Source organism: Serratia grimesii NBRC 13537 (assembly GCF_001590905.1).
GTDB classification, from domain to species: Bacteria; Pseudomonadota; Gammaproteobacteria; order Enterobacterales; family Enterobacteriaceae; genus Serratia; species Serratia grimesii.
The window spans coordinates 1-1,908 of sequence record NZ_BCTT01000032.1 but is presented as its reverse complement, the minus strand read 5'-3'; the positions used below and the strand labels follow the sequence as shown (position 1 = coordinate 1,908).

General features: G+C 52.9%; 1 rRNA gene. It reads right to left on the bottom strand.

Annotated features, from left to right (window positions below):
- Nucleotides 1–103 precede the first annotated feature (103 nt).
- A 23S ribosomal RNA gene (locus SGR01S_RS23465) occupies nucleotides 104–1,908 on the bottom strand; the annotation flags it as partial.

Genomic DNA, 1,908 nt, shown 5'->3' with positions numbered 1-1,908 from the left:
AGGCAAATTCTGTTTCATTCCAACCGCTACCTCACGTAGCCATCAGAACCAATCTCGGAACGTCGCTGAAAATCTCTCAAATCAAAAACACCTTTGGTGTTGTAAGGTTAAGTCTCACGGATCATTAGTACTGGTTAGCTCAATGCATCGCTGCACTTACACACCCAGCCTATCAACGTCTTAGTCTTAAACGTTCCTTCAGGGGAATCAAGTTCCCAGGGAAGACTCATCTCGAGGCAAGTTTCGCGCTTAGATGCTTTCAGCGCTTATCTTTTCCGCACTTAGCTACCGGGCAGTGCCATTGGCATGACAACCCGAACACCAGTGGTGCGTTCACTCCGGTCCTCTCGTACTAGGAGCAACCCCTCTCAATCTTCCAACGCCCACGGCAGATAGGGACCGAACTGTCTCACGACGTTCTAAACCCAGCTCGCGTACCACTTTAAATGGCGAACAGCCATACCCTTGGGACCTACTTCAGCCCCAGGATGTGATGAGCCGACATCGAGGTGCCAAACACCGCCGTCGATATGAACTCTTGGGCGGTATCAGCCTGTTATCCCCGGAGTACCTTTTATCCGTTGAGCGATGGCCCTTCCATTCAGAACCACCGGATCACTAAGACCTACTTTCGTACCTGCTCGAGCCGTCACTCTCGCAGTCAAGCTAGCTTATGCCTTTGCACTAACCTCACGATGTCCGACCGTGATTAGCTAACCTTCGTGCTCCTCCGTTACTCTTTGGGAGGAGACCGCCCCAGTCAAACTACCCACCAGACACTGTCCTCACCCCAGATTATGGGGCCGAGTTAGAACATCAAACATTAAAGGGTGGTATTTCAAGGTTGGCTCCATGCAGACTGGCGTCCACACTTCAAAGCCTCCCACCTATCCTACACATCAAGGCTCAATGTTCAGTGTCAAGCTATAGTAAAGGTTCACGGGGTCTTTCCGTCTTGCCGCGGGTACACTGCATCTTCACAGCGAGTTCAATTTCACTGAGTCTCGGGTGGAGACAGCCTGGCCATCATTACGCCATTCGTGCAGGTCGGAACTTACCCGACAAGGAATTTCGCTACCTTAGGACCGTTATAGTTACGGCCGCCGTTTACTGGGGCTTCGATCAAGAGCTTCGCCTTGCGGCTGACCCCATCAATTAACCTTCCAGCACCGGGCAGGCGTCACACCGTATACGTCCACTTTCGTGTTTGCACAGTGCTGTGTTTTTATTAAACAGTTGCAGCCAGCTGGTATCTGCGACTGGCTTCAGCTCCGAGAGCAAGTCTCTTCACCTACGCGCCAGCGTGCCTTCTCCCGAAGTTACGGCACCATTTTGCCTAGTTCCTTCACCCGAGTTCTCTCAAGCGCCTTGGTATTCTCTACCTGACCACCTGTGTCGGTTTGGGGTACGATTCTGTGTTACCTGATGCTTAGAGGCTTTTCCTGGAAGCTTGGCATCAACTACTTCTGCACCGTAGTGCATCGTCATCACGCCTCAGGGTTGAATAAGTAACCGGATTTACCAGGTCACTCCCCCTACACGCTTAAACCGGGACAACCGTCGCCCGGCTAGCCTAGCCTTCTCCGTCCCCCCTTCGCAGTAACACCGAGTACAGGAATATTAACCTGTTTCCCATCGACTACGCCTTTCGGCCTCGCCTTAGGGGTCGACTCACCCTGCCCCGATTAACGTTGGACAGGAACCCTTGGTCTTCCGGCGAGCGGGTTTTTCACCCGCTTTATCGTTACTTATGTCAGCATTCGCACTTCTGATACCTCCAGCAACCCTCACAGGCCACCTTCAACGGCTTACAGAACGCTCCCCTACCCAACAACGCCTAAGCGTCGCTGCCGCAGCTTCGGTGCATGGTTTAGCCCCGTTACATCTTCCGCGCAGGCCGACTCGACC